Origin of the sequence: Cupriavidus sp. UGS-1, assembly GCF_021213615.1 — a bacterium.
Lineage (GTDB): Bacteria > Pseudomonadota > Gammaproteobacteria > Burkholderiales > Burkholderiaceae > Cupriavidus.
Map to the genome: position 1 here is coordinate 473,729 of NZ_JAJQJF010000002.1, position 14,548 is coordinate 488,276.

General features: G+C 67.8%; 12 protein-coding genes. 3 read left to right on the forward strand and 9 right to left on the reverse strand.

All coding sequences use genetic code 11. The features are described from left to right. Positions 1-142: 142 nt before the first annotated feature. Positions 143-742 carry a cysteine dioxygenase family protein gene (locus LRR16_RS04700; RefSeq protein WP_232204927.1) on the forward strand — a complete coding sequence of 200 codons (600 nt, stop codon included), beginning with the start codon at positions 143-145 and terminating at the stop codon, positions 740-742. A gap of 79 nt (positions 743-821) precedes the next feature. After that, positions 822-1,289 carry an Lrp/AsnC family transcriptional regulator gene (locus tag LRR16_RS04705; RefSeq protein ID WP_006578978.1) on the forward strand — a complete coding sequence of 156 codons (468 nt, stop codon included), beginning with the start codon at positions 822-824 and terminating at the stop codon, positions 1,287-1,289. 177 nt (positions 1,290-1,466) lie between these two features. Here LRR16_RS04705 and LRR16_RS04710 read toward each other — a convergent pair whose 3' ends face one another. The 4 genes from LRR16_RS04710 to LRR16_RS04725 form a co-directional block, all read right to left on the reverse strand. Continuing rightward, positions 1,467-2,240 (reverse strand): ABC transporter permease, encoded by a 774-nt coding sequence (locus tag LRR16_RS04710; protein WP_023263501.1) that lies wholly within the window; start codon positions 2,238-2,240, stop codon positions 1,467-1,469. A 1-nt stretch (position 2,241) separates the two neighbouring features. Next, entirely contained in the window at positions 2,242-3,096 is an 855-nt protein-coding gene (locus LRR16_RS04715; protein ID WP_232204928.1) for an ABC transporter ATP-binding protein, read from the reverse strand. Next, entirely contained in the window at positions 3,093-4,091 is a 999-nt protein-coding gene (locus tag LRR16_RS04720; protein WP_370646757.1) for an ABC transporter substrate-binding protein, read from the reverse strand. The genes LRR16_RS04715 and LRR16_RS04720 overlap by 4 nt, the downstream gene beginning before the upstream one ends. A gap of 345 nt (positions 4,092-4,436) precedes the next feature. Then, entirely contained in the window at positions 4,437-6,362 is a 1,926-nt protein-coding gene (locus LRR16_RS04725) for an ABC transporter ATP-binding protein/permease (RefSeq protein ID WP_232204929.1), read from the reverse strand. A 107-nt stretch (positions 6,363-6,469) separates the two neighbouring features. On the opposite strand from LRR16_RS04725, the gene LRR16_RS04730 reads away from it, so the two are divergent. Further along, the gene (locus LRR16_RS04730) at positions 6,470-6,874 is read left to right on the forward strand and encodes an acyl-CoA thioesterase (protein WP_064572623.1); all 405 of its coding nucleotides are present in this window, start codon (positions 6,470-6,472) and stop codon (positions 6,872-6,874) included. 176 nt (positions 6,875-7,050) lie between these two features. Here LRR16_RS04730 and LRR16_RS04735 read toward each other — a convergent pair whose 3' ends face one another. From LRR16_RS04735 to LRR16_RS04755, 5 genes are all read right to left on the reverse strand, one after another. Next, positions 7,051-7,827 (reverse strand): enoyl-CoA hydratase, encoded by a 777-nt coding sequence (locus tag LRR16_RS04735; protein WP_232204930.1) that lies wholly within the window; start codon positions 7,825-7,827, stop codon positions 7,051-7,053. Positions 7,828-7,945: 118 nt separating this feature from the next. Further along, a complete protein-coding gene (locus LRR16_RS04740) occupies positions 7,946-9,145 on the reverse strand; it encodes an acetyl-CoA C-acyltransferase (RefSeq protein WP_064572622.1) in 1,200 nt (399 codons plus the stop codon). Between the two features lie 19 nt (positions 9,146-9,164). Continuing rightward, positions 9,165-11,591 (reverse strand): 3-hydroxyacyl-CoA dehydrogenase/enoyl-CoA hydratase family protein, encoded by a 2,427-nt coding sequence (locus tag LRR16_RS04745; protein WP_232204931.1) that lies wholly within the window; start codon positions 11,589-11,591, stop codon positions 9,165-9,167. Between the two features lie 244 nt (positions 11,592-11,835). Next, a complete protein-coding gene (locus LRR16_RS04750; protein ID WP_232204932.1) occupies positions 11,836-13,635 on the reverse strand; it encodes an acyl-CoA dehydrogenase C-terminal domain-containing protein in 1,800 nt (599 codons plus the stop codon). 71 nt (positions 13,636-13,706) lie between these two features. Next, positions 13,707-14,297, reverse strand: a complete 591-nt coding sequence (locus LRR16_RS04755; RefSeq protein WP_006578334.1) for a TetR/AcrR family transcriptional regulator — start codon at positions 14,295-14,297, stop codon at positions 13,707-13,709. Between the last annotated feature and the right edge of the window lie 251 nt (positions 14,298-14,548).

Here is a 14,548-nt window from a genome sequence, read left to right on the forward strand (position 1 = left end):
CCATGACGGCCCGCAAAAACGGAATATCATCCTACATTGGATCGCTTCGGCACCACATTTTAGATCGGCTTGCTCGGCCCCGCTGGCTATGATCGGACCCATCCGATCCCTTGTCGCTTATCCCTTGCCTTGCGGAGTCCCCATGCCCAGCCTGCACGCCGAACCGAAGCCGCGCCCGTCCTCGTCCCTGCCCACCGGCCCGCAGGCCGCACTGTCCGCGCTGTCGCCGGCGCTGGCGCGGGTGTTCGACGACAGCGCGCGGACCGTGGCGGCGCAGGTCCAGGCCTGCCTCGGCGACGACCCCGACGCGCTGCTGGCGCTGTTGCCCGCGGCCGCGCGTGCCGGCAGTCCGGATGGCTATACGCGCCATCTGGTCTATGCCGACCCGATGGCGCGCTTCTCGGCGATGCTGCTGGTCTGGCGCCCGGGGCAGGCGAGCCCCGTGCATGGGCACCGGACCTGGTGCGCCTACCGCGTGCTGCAAGGCACGCTGTATGAGCAGCACTACCGCTGGGACGAGGCGGCGCAGCTGGCGCGGCCCAGCGGCGGCGTGATGCGCGAATCCGGCGCGGTGTTCAGCGTGCCGGCCGGGCTCGGGCATATCCATTCGCTCGGCCATCCGGGCCGCGCGATGGAACAGGGCCACGGCGCGGCGGACGACATCGCCATCTCGCTGCATCTGTACGGCGTCGAGGCCGCGCAGATCGCCACCGGCGTCAATCTGCCGGTGGCGGCCGGCTAGCGCAGGAGGGCGCGCTGATGCGCGCCGCCCGCCGGTTCGCGATCCACCGAACCCCCGCAACACCGACGGAGCAAGCGCAATGGACCGATTCGACCGATACGACCGCCAGATCCTGGCCGAGCTGCAACAGAACGCCGACCTGCCGGTGGCCGAACTGGCCGAACGGGTCGGCCTGACCTCGACGCCATGCTGGCGCCGTGTGCAGAAGCTGCAGGAGGCCGGCGTGATCCGCAAGCGCGTGGCGCTGCTCGATGCCGCCAAGCTGAACGTCGGCGTCACCGTCTTCGTGTCGGTCCGCACCAGCCAGCACAGCGCGAAGTGGCTCAAGACCTTTCACGGGCTGGTGGCATCGATCCCCGAGGTCACCGAGTTCTACCGGATGGCCGGCGACACCGACTACCTGCTGCGCGTCGTGGTGCCCGACATCGCCGCCTACGACCGCGTCTACAAGCGGCTGATCCAGGGCGCCGAGCTCGCCGACGTCAGCTCGAGCTTCGCGATGGAGCAGATCAAGTACACGACGGCGCTGCCGCTCGAATACGTCTGAGCAGACCGGTACTCCCCTCTCCCGCTTGCGGGAGAGGGGTTGGGGGAGAGGGCAAACGGCAGTGGCCATGCCGACGCCATTGACCATGGCGAACGCCCTGCCCTCTCCCCCACCCCTCTCCCACAAGTGGGAGAGGGGAGAAAACCGAGGGTGAAGCGTAGGCTCGTGTTTCGCCCCTCACGCCCGGTGCGCCCACCCCGTCATCCGCTTCTCCAGCACCGCGAACAGCTCGTACATCGCCATCGCCATCACCGCGATCACGACCAGGCCGGCGAAGGCCAGCGGCATCTTCATCGCCGAGCCGGCCGATACCAGCAGATAGCCGATGCCCTCGTTGGCCGCGTTCATCTCCGACACCGTGGTGCCGACGAAGGCCAGGGTGATCGCGACCTTCAGCGACGCGAAGAAATACGGCATCGCGCGCGGCAGTCCGACCTTGAACAGCACGTCGGTACGCCGGGCGCCGAGCACGCGCAGCACGTCCTCCAGCTCGGGCTCCAGCGTCGCCAGCCCGGTGGCGATATTGACCATCACCGGGAAGAACGAGATCAGGAACGCCGTCAGGATCGCCGGACCGGCACCGAGGCCGAACCACACCACCAGGATCGGCACGAAGGCCGCTTTCGGCAGCGCGTTGAACGCGGTCATCAACGGATAGCCGGCCGCATACGCGAGCCGCGACGACCCCATCAGCAGGCCCAGCACCACGCCGACCGCGATCGCGATGCCGAAGCCCACCATCGTGGTCCAGAAGGTGCGCCAGGCATGGGCCGCGATCACGTCCCAGTAGTCGACCAGCGACACCACGATGGCCGCCGGGCTCGGCAGGATGAAATCGGACACCTCGAAGATCATGCAGGCGCCCTGCCACAGCAGCAGGCAGGCGGCCAGCAGCAGCCAGGGCGCGACGCGCTCCACGCGCCGCTGCGTCGAATCGGTCAACGTGGTCATCTCAGTGCTGGCGGACATGGCCGATCTTCTCGCGCAGCGTGTGCACCAGATCGGCGAAGGGTTCGGTATAGGTCAGTTCCAGATCGCGCGGACGCGGCAGCGCGATCGGCTTGCGCATCAGGATGCGGCCCGGCCGCTGGCTCATCACGTAGACCGTGTCGGCGAGGAACACCGCCTCGCGCAGATCGTGGGTGACCAGGATCACGTTGAAGCGCTGGGCCTGCCACAGGTCGCGCAGCACGCACCACAGTTCTTCCCGCGTGAAGGCGTCGAGCGCGCCGAACGGTTCGTCCAGCAGCAGCATGCGCGGCTCGTGGATCAGCGCGCGGCAGATCGACGCGCGCTGCTGCATGCCGCCCGACAGCTGCCACGGGTACTTGTCCTCGTAGCCGGCCAGGCCCACGGTGCGCAGCAGCGTGCGGGCGCGCTCGACGTATTCGTCGCGGCGGGCCCGCAGCGTCGAGCGGTACGGCTCCACGATCTCCAGCGGCAGCATCACGTTCTGCAGCGTGGTGCGCCACGGCAGCAGCGTCGGCGCCTGGAAGGCCATGCCGACCATCTTCAGCGGGCCCGTCACCTTCTCGCCGGCGATCTTGACCACGCCGCGCGTGGCCGGCTTCAGCCCGGTGGCGAGCTTCATGAAGGTCGACTTGCCGCAGCCCGACGGCCCGACGATCGCGATGAACTCGCCCGGCTGCACCTGCAGCGAGATGTCCTCGACCGCGAACTCGCCCTTGCGGGCGAGCTCGTCGTTGTAGGCCAGCCAGACGCGGTTGAAGTCGACGAAGGGAGATTCGGCGTCCGCGCCGGGCAGCGCGGCCGGTGCAACAGCGATCGGAGCAGTTTCCACCGTCATCGCAGCACGTCCAGTTCGGCCGCCGACGGCAGATAGGCGTCGGTCCACAGCGCATCCGGATTGATCCGGCCCTTGGTGCCGAACGCATCGGCGACCTGCGACGCCATCAGCGACAGCCGCGGCTTGTTGACGCGGCCGAAGCCGTCGGCCTTCGCGTCGGGCGACCTGACCACGCTATCGAGCGCCAGCTTCAGGCGCCGGACCTCCAGCTTCTCGTCGATGATGCCGTCGCGCGCCTTGACCGCCTTGATGCCTTCCTCGGGCCTCGCGATCACGTCGCGCGCCGACTTCGCGAACGCGCGCAGGAAGGCCTTGACCGCCTCGGGGTTCTTCTTCAGGAAGTCCTCCGACGCGATCACCGCATTGCCGTACAGCTTGACGCCGTATTGCGGGTACGGCAGCACCACGATGTCCTCGTCCTTCACGCCGCGCGCATTGAGGTTCAGGATCGAGGTGAACGAGAAACCGGTGATCGCATCGAGATCGCCGCGCGTCAGCATGGTCTCGCGCAGCGTCGGGTCCATCGCCTGCCAGTTGAAGCTCGATGCCTGCAGGCCGTTGGCCCTGGCGAAGATCGGGAAGGCGCGGCGGCCCGCGTCGAACACCGGGGCGCCGAGCTTCTTGCCGGCCAGGTCCTTCGGCGCCTTGATGCCCGACTTCTTCAGCGCCAGCACCGCGGCCGGCGTATTGTTGTAGACCATCATCACGGCCACCGGCTTGTTCTTCGCGTCCGGGTTGTTGCCGTAGAACTCCATCACCGAGGCCAGGTCGGCGAAGCCCATGTCATAGGTGCCGGAGGCCACCCGGTTGACCACATTGCCCGAGCCGTTGCCCGCGTCGATCGACACATCGAGCTTCTCGGCCTTGTAGTAGCCCTTCTGCTCGCCGAGCAGGAACAGCGCCGAAGGACCCTCGAAGCGCCAGTCGAGCTGGAAGCGGACCTTGGTCGCGGCCTGTGCATGGGCCGGCGCGGCCCATTGTGTCGACAGCACCATCGCGGTGCCCAGCATCGTGCCGAGCCGCAGCATCCGGCGGCGCAGCGTCGATGGCGCCGTGCCGGCGCAGGTCTGTCGCGCCTGCGCGTGGCGATGCGTGTCCTGCTGCGTATGCTGGTGATGCGACCCGTGGTGCGGCTTGTCTTGCGGCATGTTTGCTCTCCTGTTCGTGCCTGTTTTGCGCGAACAGTGTCTGCAAGCGATATGCCAGCCAAAACCGCATCGAAACCGCCCCAAAGCGGGGCATGGCCGCGGCGTCTTGTCCAACCAAACTTGTGCATCGGACATGGCCGCGCGCGATTGCGCGCCGCCATTGTCGACAATGCGAAGGCGACCTCGGTGGCCTCAGGCGTCCTGCGTCGCGTCGCCGAGATCGGCCGCGACCGCCGCGGCGCCCTCGATGCCGGCCAGCTCGCCGCCGTCCGCGGCCGCGGCGCCCTGCGCGGCGCTGCGCGCCTGGATGCGCCACATCTCGGCATAGCGGCCGTCGGCGCGCATCAGTTCCGCATGCGTGCCGCGCTCGACGATGCGGCCGCGGTCCATCACCAGGATCTGGTCGGCATGCACCACGGTGGACAGCCGGTGCGCGATCAGCAGCGTGGTGCGGTTCTGCGCCAGCCGCATCAGCTCGGCCTGGATCGCCTGCTCGGTGCGCGAGTCCAGCGCCGAGGTCGCTTCGTCGAAGATCAGGATCGGCGGGTTCTTCAGCAGCGTGCGAGCGATCGCCACGCGCTGCTTCTCGCCGCCGGACAGCTTCAGCCCGCGCTCGCCGACCGGCGTGTCGTAGCCCTGCGGCAGTTCGCGGATGAAGGCGTCGATCTGCGCGGCGCGCGCGGCCTCGATGACCTCCTCGCGGCTCGCGCCCGGGCGGCCGTAGGCGATGTTGTAGTAGATGCTGTCGTTGAACAGCACCGTGTCCTGCGGCACGATGCCGATCGCGCGCCGCAGGCTGTCCTGCGTCACGGTGCGGATGTCCTGGCCGTCGACCAGCACCGCGCCGCTGCCGACGTCGTAGAAGCGGAACAGCAGCCGCGCCAGCGTCGATTTGCCCGAGCCGCTATGGCCGACCACCGCGGTGGTGGTGCCCGCGGCGATCGTGAAATCGACATCGTCGAGGATGCGCCGGTTGCTGTCGTAGCCAAAGCCGACATGGCTGAAGCGCACTTCGGCACCGCGCACGGCCAGCGGCCTGGCATCGGGCGCGTCGGCGACTTCGCGGTTGGTGCCGAGCAGCACGAACATCCGGTCCATGTCGGTGGTGGCCTGCTTGATCTCGCGATAGATCACGCCCAGGAAATTAAGCGGGATATACAGCTGGATCATCAGCGTGTTGACCAGCACCAGGTCGCCCAGCGTCAGCACGCCCTGCGCCACGCCGACGGTGGCGCGCCACAGGATCAGGATCAGGCCGATCGCGATGATCGCCTGCTGGCCGAAGTTCAGCAGCGACAGCGAGTTCTGCGAGCGGATCGCGGCGGTCCGGTAGGTGCGCAGGTTCTCGTCGTAGCGCGCGGCCTCGTAGGCCTCGTTGCCGAAATACTTGACGGTCTCGAAGTTCAGCAGCGAGTCGATCGCCTTCTGGTTGGCGCGCGAATCGAGCTCGTTCATCTTGCGGCGGAAGTGCGTGCGCCATTCGGTCACCACCACCGTGAAGACGATATAGGCGAGCAGCGCGCCGCCGGTGATCGCGGCGAACCAGATGTCGTAGTGCAGCAGGAAGAAGCCCATCACCAGCGCCATCTCGATCAGCGTCGGCAGGATGCTGTACAGCGAATACGAGATCAGCGACTGGATGCCGCGCGTGCCCCGTTCGATGTCGCGGCTCATGCCGCCGGTCTGGCGATCCAGATGGAAGCGCAGCGACAGGCTGTGCAGATGGCGGAACACCTGCAGCGCGATCTCGCGCACCGCGCTCTGCGTGACCTTGGAGAACAGGATCTCGCGCAGTTCGGTAAACAGCGTGGTCGACAGCCGCAGCAGGCCGTAGGCGACGATCAGGCCAGCCGGCACTGCCAGCAGCGCGCGCGGATCGCCTGGGGCGATGTTCATCGCATCGATCAGCCGCTTCATCAGCACCGGCACGCCGAGATTGGCCGCCTTGGCGGCCACCAGGCAGGTGAGCGCCAGCATCACGCGCCACTTGTAATGCCACAGATAGGGAAGCAGATTGCGCACGGTCTGCCAGTCGCTGCGCTGGCCGCGCGCGCCGGAGAACAGCGGCGAAGACGGGGCCGTGGGGGCCGGCTCGTCCGTCGTGGAATAGCGTCGCATACGTTAGAATTCGGGCCAATATGCGATTGTCGCAGAGTTCGGCCCGGGGGGTTTTTACCCCGCTTCGCCCTCCCCTGCGCCCCGCCTCGCCGCTAACCGGATGCACCATGAATCTGACCGAAACCCTGTCGTCCCTGCCTCCCGGCAAGAACCCCGCGCTGCGCGTGGTGCCGATGCCCGCCGATGCCAACGTGCACGGCGACGTGTTCGGCGGCTGGATCATGGCGCAGGTCGACATCGCCGGTTCGATTCCCGCGGTCGAGCGCGCGCAGGGCCGCGTCGCCACGGTCGCGGTCAATTCGTTCCTGTTCAAGCATCCGGTGTTCGTCGGCGACCTGGTCAGCTTCTATGCCGACATCGTCAAGACGGGGCGGACCTCGATCACCGTCGAGGTCGAGGTCTATGCGCAGCGGATGCGCCATAGCAACGAGATCGTCAAGGTCACCGAGGCCACGTTGACCTATGTCGCGACCGACGAGGAACGGCAGCCGCGGGTGCTGCCGAAGGTTTGAGGGTGTCGCTCGCGGCGGCATAGCGGGCGCCCTTGCCCTCTCCCCCGGCCCCTCTCCCGCGAGCGGGAGAGGGGAGAAAACCGACCGCAGCGTCAAGCTCTACCGATCGGGTTCTCCCTCTCCCCCTCAGGGGGAGAGGGCCGGGCAGAGGGGGTGGTTTCCCCCGCCCCAACCCTTCAACTGAACTTCGAGAAATCCGGCTTGCGTTTCTCGAAGAATGCCGTGAAGGCCTCCTTCGCTTCCGGTGACTGCAGCAGCCGGCGGAACACCGCGCCTTCCTGCGCCATCTGCGTTTCCATCTGCGCGGTTTCAACCCCCTTCATCAGCCGCTTGGTCTCCCGCAGCGACGACGCCGGCAGCGCCGCCAGCTTGCGCGCCTGCGCCAGCGCGAAGTCGTGCAGCTCGCCAGCCGCGACCACGCGCGTGACGAGGCCGATCTGCTGGGCCTCCTGCGCGCCGAACGGCTCGCCCAGCAGCAGCTTCTCGGCGGCGCGCTGGTAGCCGGCCAGGCGCGGCAGCAGCAGGCTCGACGCGGCCTCCGGGCACAACCCCAGCTGCACGAACGGCAGCGAGAAGCGCGCGCTCTCGGCCGCATAGACCAGGTCGCAATGCAGCAGCAGCGTGGTGCCGATGCCGACCGCCGGCCCGCTGACCGCCGCCACCAGCGGCTTGGCCGCATGGCTGATCTCGTGCAGGAACTGGAACACGGGCGCCTTGGCGGCATCCTCCCCGCTGCTCGGCGGCCGCTTCAGGAAGTCCTCGAGATCGTTGCCGGCGGTAAAGATCTCGTCCTTGCCGCGGATCACGATCGCCCGCACGGCGTCGTCGCTCGCGGCGGCCCGCAGCGCGTCGGCCATCTGCTGGTACATCGCCGCGGTGATCGCGTTCTTCTTGTCCAGGCGGTCGAACTCGATGGTCAGCACGCCTTGCTCGATGCGGGTCAGGATGCTCATGGTGTCTCCTTGGTGGTCGGTGTTCTTGTCGGTGGGGCGGGCGGCCGGAACCGGGCGGACCCCCGGGAGCCGCCCGCCAGAAGGACGGCCCACGGGACGGCTTGCAGAACGATTCGCGTCAAACCCGTTCGAAGATACCGGCGGCGCCCATGCCCGTGCCGACGCACATGGTCACCATGCCGTACTTCAGGTTGTGCCGGCGCAGCGCATGCACCACGGTGGCCGAACGGATTGCGCCGGTCGCGCCGAGCGGGTGGCCGAGCGCGATCGCGCCGCCCATCCGGTTCAGCTTGCCCGGATCGAGCCCCAGGTCGCGGATCACCGCCAGCGCCTGCGCGGCGAACGCCTCGTTCAGCTCGATCCAGTCGAGCTGGTCCTGCGTCATGCCGGCGGCCTTCAGCGCGGCGGGAATCGCTTCCTTCGGACCGATGCCCATGATCTCCGGCGGCACGCCGCGCACCGCGAACGACACGAAGCGCGCCAGCGGCACCAGGTTGCAGGCCTTCAGGATCTTCTCCGAGACCAGGATCAGCGCGCCGGCGCCGTCCGACGTCTGCGAGCTGTTGCCGGCGGTCACGCTGCCCTTGTTGGCGAACACCGGGCGCAGCTTTGCCAGCCCTTCGAGCGAGGTATCGGGACGCGGGCCCTCGTCCAGCGACAGCGTGCGGGTCTTGAGCTCGACCTCGCCGCTGGCCAGGTTCGGCAGCTTCTCGACGATCTCGACCGGCGTGATCTCGTCGGCGAACTCGCCTGCCTGCTGCGCGGCCAGCGCCTTCTGGTGCGAGGCCAGCGCGAAGGCGTCCTGGTCCTCGCGGCTGACCTTCCATTGGCGCGCGACCTGCTCGGCCGTCAAACCCATGCCGTAGGCAATGCCGACGTTCTCGTCGCGCGCGAAGATCGACGGCGACATCGATGGCGTATTGCCCATCATCGGCACCATGCTCATCGATTCGACGCCGGCGGCGATCATCACGTCGGCCTCGCCGACGCGGATGCGGTCGGCCGCCATCGCGACGGCGCTCAGGCCCGACGCGCAGAAGCGGTTCACGGTGATGCCGCCGACCGAGGTCGGCAGGCCCGACAGCAGCGCGCCGATGCGCGCGACGTTCAGGCCCTGCTGCGCTTCGGGAATCGCACAGCCGACGATGGCGTCCTCGATCAGCGCCGGGTCCAGGTTCGGTACCTGCGCCAGCGCGGCGCGCAGCGTGGTGGCCAGCAGATCGTCGGGCCGGTAGTGCTTGAACGCGCCCTTGGGCGCCTTGCCGATCGGCGTGCGGGTCGCGGCAACGATATAGGCGTCTTGCAGTTGTTTCATGATCGATTTCCTCGCGTGCCGATTAGTTGCGCACCGGCTTGCCGGTCTGCAGCATGCCCATGATGCGTTCCTGCGTCTTGGGGTTGCCCAGCAGTTCGATAAAGGCGCGGCGCTCCAGCGCCAGCAGCCATTCCTCGCTGACCAGCGCCCCTGCCTCGACGTCGCCGCCGCAGACCGCCTCGGCGATGCGCGAGGCGATCAGGAAGTCGTGCGCGGAGATGAAGCCGCCGTCGCGCATGTTGACCAGCGACGCCTTGATCGTGGCGATGCCCGAGCGGCCCGCCACGGGTACCAGTTCGCCCTGCGCGGGCGGACGGTAGCCGGCCTCGTGCAGCGCGCGCACCTCGCTGCAGGCGACGTGCAGCAGCTCGTGCACGTTGAAGACGATCGGATCGGTGGGCTGCAGATAGCCCATCTGCCGCGCCTCCAGCGCCGAGCCCGAGACCTTGGCCATCGCCGCGTTCTGGAAGCGCTGCGTCAGGAACTGCAGATAGTTCGTGCTGCCCGCCGCCTGCGCCGCGCGCGCGGCCGCCAGCGCGGCGTCCTTCAGGCCGCCGCCGGCCGGCACCAGCCCCACGCCGACCTCGACCAGGCCCACATAGGTCTCCAGCGCGGCCACGCGCCGGGCCGAATGCAGCATCAGCTCGCAGCCGCCGCCCAGCGCGATGCCCGACGCCGCCGATACCACCGGCACCGCGGCGTACTTGACGCGCATCATGCCGTCCTGGAACTTCCTGACGAAGGGCTCGACGCCCTTGGCGCCGCCCATCATGAAGGCCGGCATCGCGGCCTCCAGGTTCGCGCCCGCCGAGAACGGACCGCCCGGCGCGCCCAGCTGCAGCGAGGTCGGCTGCCACACCACCAGGCCCTTGTAGGCGCTCTCGGCGAGGTCGATCGCGCGGATCAGCCCGTCGATGGTGTCCGGTCCGATCGTGTTCATCTTGCTGTTGAACGAGATCACCAGCACGTCGTCCTGGCCCTCGCAGACCCAGATCCGCACCGCGTCGTTCTGCTCGACGGTGCGGCCGGCCTTGCGCGGATCGACCGCGTCGCTGCCCTTCAGGGCGGCGCGGAAGGCCTGGCGGCGATAGACCGGCAGCGCGCTGCGGCCGGCGAACGACTGCGTGGCCGGCGACCACGAGCCCTGCGCCGAATGCACGCCCTGGTTGTCGGCGACCGGGCCGGCGAAGACCCAGTCGGGCAGCGGCGCCTTCGACAGCGCCTTGCCGGCCTCGATGTCTTCCTTGACCCATTGCGCGACCTGCTGCCAACCGGCGGCCTGCCAGTCCTCGAACGGGCCCGAGTTCCAGCCGAAGCCCCAGCGGATCGCCAGGTCGACGTCGGCGGCCGAACCGGCAATCTGCTCGAGATAGACGGCGATGTAGTGGAACACGTCGCGGAAGATCGCCCACAGGAACTGCGCCTGCGGATTGCCCGATTCGCGCAGCAGCTTGATGCGCTCGGCCGGTTCCTTCTTCAGCATGCGCGCGACGATCTCGTCGGCCTTGCCGCCGGCGTCGACATACTGGCCGGTCTTCGCGTCGAGCACCTTGATCTGCTTGCCTTCCTTCCTGTAGAAGCCGGCGCCGGTCTTCTGGCCCAGCGCGCCGGCATCGACCAGCGACTTGAGCACCGCGGGCGTCTGGTAGACCGGCGCGAACGGATCGTCCTGCAGGTTGTCCTGCATGGTCCTGATCACGTGGGCCATCGTGTCCAGGCCCACCACGTCGGCGGTGCGGAAGGTCGCGGACTTGGCGCGGCCCAGCTTGCTGCCGGTCAGGTCGTCGACCACGTCGAACGGAATGCCGTACTTCTCGGCCTCGGCGAACACGGCCAGGATCGAGAAGATGCCGACGCGGTTGGCGATGAAGTTCGGCGTGTCCTTGGCGCGCACCACGCCCTTGCCGAGCGTGGTGGTCAGGAAGGCTTCGAGGCGATCCAGGATCGCCGGCTGCGTGGCCTCGGTCGGGATCAGCTCGACCAGATGCATGTAGCGCGGCGGATTGAAGAAGTGCACGCCGCAGAAGCGCGCCTTCAGCTCGGCATCGAAGCCGTCGGACAGCGCGGTGATCGACAGGCCCGAGGTATTGGTGGCGAAGATCGCGTCGGCGCCCAGGTGCGGCGCGACCTTCCTGTACAGGTCGTGCTTCCAGTCCATGCGCTCGGCGATCGCCTCGATCACCAGGTCGCATTCCTTCAGCAGCGCGAGGTCGTCCTCGTAGTTGGCGGCGCGGATCAGGCCGGCGTCGTCCTTCAGGCCGAGCGGCGCCGGGGACAGCTTCTTCAGGTTGTCGATGGCCCGCAGCACGATGCCGTTCTTGGGGCCTTCCTTGGCCGGCAGGTCGAACAGCACCACCGGCACGCGGGCATTGACGAGGTGGGCCGCGATCTGCGCGCCCATGACGCCGGCACCGAGCACGGCGACTTTCTTGACGATGAAATTGGACATGCGCGCTCCTGGTAGTGAGCGGTTGAACAGGTGGGGTCGGATGGTACGGTCGCTGCCATTTCCCTTGGCGGGTCCTCTCCCCTCTCCCGCCTCGCGGGAGAGGGGCTGGGGGAGAGGGCATCGGCGCTCCCAGCACGCGATATCGCTGGATCGACCGCCGCTTTCCCTCTCCCCTACCCCTCCCCCGCAAGCGGGAGAGGGGAAAACCGTAGAGCGGGCAACGACCTGGCTTTTCTCCGACCGATCAGAACAATTCCGCGTCCAGCGCCATCAGCGGCGCGGCGCCGGCGCGCGCCATGCGGATCTGCGCGGCGGTCTCCGGCAGCAGCTTGGCGAAATAGAAGCGCGCGGTGGCCAGCTTGGCGGTGTAGAACTTGTCGCCGCCGCCGTCCTGCGTCCCCTGCTTCTCCAGCGCGATCTTCGCCATGCGGGCCCAGAAATAGGCGAACACCAGGTGGCCGACCACGCGAAGGTACGGCACCGCGGCGGCGCCGACCTCGTCGGGATTGGCCATCGCCTTCATGCCGATCTCCATCGTCAGCTTCTGCACCTTGTCGCCCAGGTCCGCCAGCGGATTGACGAACTCCTGCATCGCCTCGTTGGTGCCCTCGGCCTCGACGAACTCCTGCACGATCTTGCCGAAGGCCTTCATCTTCGCGCCCATGTCGCCGAGGATCTTGCGGCCCAGCAGGTCCAGCGCCTGGATCGTGTTGGTGCCCTCGTAGATCATGTTGATGCGGGCATCGCGCACGTACTGCTCCATGCCCCATTCGGAGATATAGCCGTGGCCGCCGAACACCTGCATCCCTTCGTTGGTGGCGATGAACGCATTGTCGGTCAGGAAGGCCTTGATCACCGGCGTCAGCAGCGCGACCAGGTCGCCGGCCTGCTTGCGCACGGCCTCGTCCGGGTGCGACAGCTCGCGGTCGATCTGCAGCGCGGTCCAGTAGCTGAACGCGCGGCCGCCTTCGGCGAAGGCCTTCTGCGTCAGCAGCATGCGGCGCACGTCCGGGTGCACGATGATCGGATCGGCCGGCTTGTCCGGTGCCTTCGGCCCGGTCAGCGAACGCATCTGCAGCCGCTCCTTCGCGTAGGCCGCCGAGTTCTGGTAGGCGACCTCGGTCAGCCCCAGGCCCTGCATGCCGACGCCGAGCCGCGCGGCGTTCATCATCACGAACATCGCGTTCAGGCCCTTGTTCGGCTCGCCGACCAGCCAGCCGCGCGCGCCGTCCAGGTTCATCACGCAGGTGGCATTGCCGTGGATGCCCATCTTGTGCTCGATCGATCCGCAGACGATGCCGTTGCGCTCGCCCGGATTGCCGTCGGCGTCGGGAATGAACTTCGGCACCACGAACAGCGAGATGCCCTTGGTGCCCTGCGGCGCGTCAGGCAGGCGCGCCAGCACCAGATGGATGATGTTGGCCGACAGGTCGTGCTCGCCCGCCGAGATGAAGATCTTGGTGCCGGTCAGGCTGTACGAGCCATCGTCCAGCGGTTCGGCCCTGGTGCGCAGGATGCCCAGGTCGGTGCCGCAGTGCGGCTCGGTCAGGCACATCGTGCCGGTCCACTCGCCCGATACCAGCTTGGGCAGGTAGCGCTGCTGCAGCTCCGGGGTGCCGTGCGCGTGCAGCGCCTCGTAGGCCCCGTGCGACAGGCCGGGGTACATGGTCCAGGCCTGGTTCGCCGAGTTCAGCATCTCGTAGAGCGCGTTGTTGACCAGGATCGGCAGGCCCTGGCCGCCGAATTCGGGATCGCACGCCAGCGCCGGCCAGCCGGCCTCGACGTACTGCCGGTAGGCTTCCTTGAAGCCGGACGGCGCGGTCACGACGCCGTCGCCGTGGTGGGTGCAGCCCTCGCGGTCGCCGCTCTGGTTCAACGGGAAAATGACTTCCGAGCAGAACTTGCCGGCTTCCTCGATGACCTGGTTGATGGTGTCCGCGTCGATGTCCGCGTGCGGCGGCATCGCCTTGAGCTCGGCCTCGACGCCGAGCAGTTCGTGCAGCACGAATTGCATGTCGCGCAGCGGAGCGGTGTACTGGCCCATCAAGATCTCCTTTGGAGTTGGCGAAGCCGCCGCGCCGCTCGTGCTTCCAGCACGCTATGCCCGCGGCGGCATCAGGTACGGTAGGACTGAATCAGCTTGTTGAGCGCGACCATGGCAAGCTCGGCGCTGTCGGGCAGGCGCAGGAAGCGGGCGTCGTGATGCAGCCCCAGTTCGAGGCTGTACATCTCGAACAGCATCAGCCGCGGATCGCAGTCCGCGCGCAGATGGCCTTCTTCCTTGGCCTGTTCGATCGCGCGTGTCAGCGCGGCCCGCCAGATCGTGACGCTCTTGATCAGCTCGTCGCGCACCGGGCTTTCCGCGCGGTCATCGTATTCGACCGCCCCGCTGATGTAGATGCAGCCGGTGGTGACTTCCTGGATCCGCTTTTCCATCCAGCGCCGCACCATCGACCACAGCCGCGGCAGACCGCGCGGCTCGTTCAGCGAGGGATAGAAGACCTCCTGCTCGAACCGGCGGTGATACTCGCGCACCACCTCCACCTGCAGGTCTTCGCGCGAACCGAAATGCGCGAACACGCCGCTCTTGCTCATTTGCATGCGTTCCGCGAGCAGACCGATCGTCAAACCTTCGAGTCCGTCGCGGGACGACAATTCCAGTGCGGCGTCGAGAATCGCCACGCGCGTCATCTCCCCCTTGCGCATCGGGGTGGGAGAAGCGTTGGCGGCGGATTCGAGACGGGCTGACTGGTGTCGCATGATTTTTCTCCGTACTTTTTGCGGCATCGGTTCGCGATGCCGCGCTTGGCCCTGGCCGGTGATGTCGATCGCCGCCGGCCCGCAGGGTAGAGCGGAGCCGGGGCGGCGAATGCACGCAGTCTAAGCCAAAAAAGAACGGTCGTTCAGATTATTCTGGCCGCGCCTGCCGCTATCAAGTTTTTAATTAGACCTTCGTT

What these genes read in the sequence shown, in the direction of transcription:
- LRR16_RS04700 (WP_232204927.1), top strand. Translation starts at nt 143, where the DNA reads ATGCCCAGCCTGCACGCCGAACCGAAGCCGCGCCCGTCCTCGTCCCTG.
- LRR16_RS04705 (WP_006578978.1), top strand. Translation starts at nt 822, where the DNA reads ATGGACCGATTCGACCGATACGACCGCCAGATCCTGGCCGAGCTGCAA.
- LRR16_RS04710 (WP_023263501.1), bottom strand. Translation starts at nt 2,240, where the DNA reads ATGACCACGTTGACCGATTCGACGCAGCGGCGCGTGGAGCGCGTCGCG.
- LRR16_RS04715 (WP_232204928.1), bottom strand. Translation starts at nt 3,096, where the DNA reads ATGACGGTGGAAACTGCTCCGATCGCTGTTGCACCGGCCGCGCTGCCC.
- LRR16_RS04720 (WP_370646757.1), bottom strand. Translation starts at nt 4,091, where the DNA reads ATGGTGCTGTCGACACAATGGGCCGCGCCGGCCCATGCACAGGCCGCG.
- LRR16_RS04725 (WP_232204929.1), bottom strand. Translation starts at nt 6,362, where the DNA reads ATGCGACGCTATTCCACGACGGACGAGCCGGCCCCCACGGCCCCGTCT.
- LRR16_RS04730 (WP_064572623.1), top strand. Translation starts at nt 6,470, where the DNA reads ATGAATCTGACCGAAACCCTGTCGTCCCTGCCTCCCGGCAAGAACCCC.
- LRR16_RS04735 (WP_232204930.1), bottom strand. Translation starts at nt 7,827, where the DNA reads ATGAGCATCCTGACCCGCATCGAGCAAGGCGTGCTGACCATCGAGTTC.
- LRR16_RS04745 (WP_232204931.1), bottom strand. Translation starts at nt 11,591, where the DNA reads ATGTCCAATTTCATCGTCAAGAAAGTCGCCGTGCTCGGTGCCGGCGTC.
- LRR16_RS04750 (WP_232204932.1), bottom strand. Translation starts at nt 13,635, where the DNA reads ATGGGCCAGTACACCGCTCCGCTGCGCGACATGCAATTCGTGCTGCAC.
- LRR16_RS04755 (WP_006578334.1), bottom strand. Translation starts at nt 14,297, where the DNA reads ATGCGCAAGGGGGAGATGACGCGCGTGGCGATTCTCGACGCCGCACTG.